Source organism: Lyngbya sp. CCY1209 (assembly GCF_055795065.1).
In genome coordinates, this window is record NZ_JAYFER010000487.1 from 1 (window position 1) to 1,421 (window position 1,421).

Below are 1,421 nucleotides of genomic sequence, written 5' to 3' on the forward strand. Positions count from 1 at the left end.
AACCTGGCCCGCCTCGGCATCGGCGTCGGTGCCGGGGGCGAGGTGATAGACACCTATCCCTACTACGCGATCGGCATCGCCCACCTCGTCGCTTCCGCCGTTTTGGGGGCGGGCGGCATCTACCACGCCGTACTCGGGCCGGAGAAGCTGGATAAAAAAGGCTTCGGCTACGACTGGGCCGACGGCGGCAAAATGACCACCATCCTCGGCATCCACCTGGTGCTGTTGGGGGTGGGGGCGCTGCTGCTGGTCATCAAAGCGGCGTTTGTCGGGGGTTTGTACGATCCCGCGATCGCCGACGTCCGCCTGGTGACACGGCCCACCCTCGACCCCCTGCGGATCTTCGGCTACCTCGTCGGCATCACCCCGGACGGCTGGACGCTGAAGGGGATGGCCGCCGTCAACAATTTGGAAGATGTGGCGGGGGGCCACCTGTGGATCGGCGCGATCTGCATCCTGGGCGGCATCTGGCACATCCGAACCGAACCCACCGCCTGGGCCAAGGGCCTGTTCGTCTGGTCGGGGGAGGCGTACCTGGCTTACTCTCAGGCGGCCCTGGCTTACATGGGGTTCTTCGCGGCCTATTTCGTCTGGGCGAACGGCACGGTTTACCCGGAGGTGTTTTACGGTCCGGCCGCCACCCTCACCGCCGATGGCGTCATCACGTCGCGCACCTGGCTGATGCTGTTTCAGGCGATTTTTGCCGGCCTGCTGCTGGCGGGGCATTTTTGGCACGGGTTGCGATCGCGGGCGATCGCGGCGGGCTACAATTTCAGCCAAATGAAATTCAACCCCGGCGCCCTGTACGGCGACGGCCAATTCAACGACCGACCCCTATTTGAAGGGATCGTGCAACCCCACCGCAACGACCCCCAACTCGGGATGTTGGATACCCCCATCAGCGCCAGTCCCCTGACGCGAACCTGGCTGAAAAACCTGCCCATCTACCGGGCCGGCCTCTCGCCGATCGCCCGGGGTTTGGAAATCGGCATGGCCCACGGCTACCTGCTGCTGGGGCCGTTCCTGAAACTCGGCCCGCTGCGGGACACCGAACGGGCACTCCCCGCCGGATTTGCCAGCGCGTCCGGGCTGGTGGTCATTCTCGGCGCCTGTCTGTTCGTCTACGGCGTCGCGGTTTTCCAGACCGGCGCCCGATTCAAGGGCAACCTCCCGGACAACATCCGAACCTACAAGGACTGGAGTTTCTTTACCTCCGGCTTCCTCGTCGGCGGCCTCGGCGGCGTCATCTTCGCCAGCTTCATTTTGCTCGAAATTAACCGGGCGGGCTTCATTTAAACCGATGCGAATCGGGGTGCGGGGATTTGATGGCAGTTACCTATTTGCTGCGATACGGTTCGATCCGCCATTATCCCCCCTGATCTCCCCCCTTACAAAGGGGGGGTAGGGGGGGATGGGGACTT

Annotated in this window: 1 protein-coding gene; it reads left to right on the forward strand. The window is 63.8% G+C overall.

The window, feature by feature from the left end; translation table 11 throughout:
- Nucleotides 1-1,296 (forward strand): photosystem I reaction center subunit XI (locus AC0QHF_RS15435; RefSeq protein ID WP_324705118.1); only part of this gene is annotated, 1,296 nt, incomplete at its 5' end.
- Nucleotides 1,297-1,421: the final 125 nt, after the last annotated feature.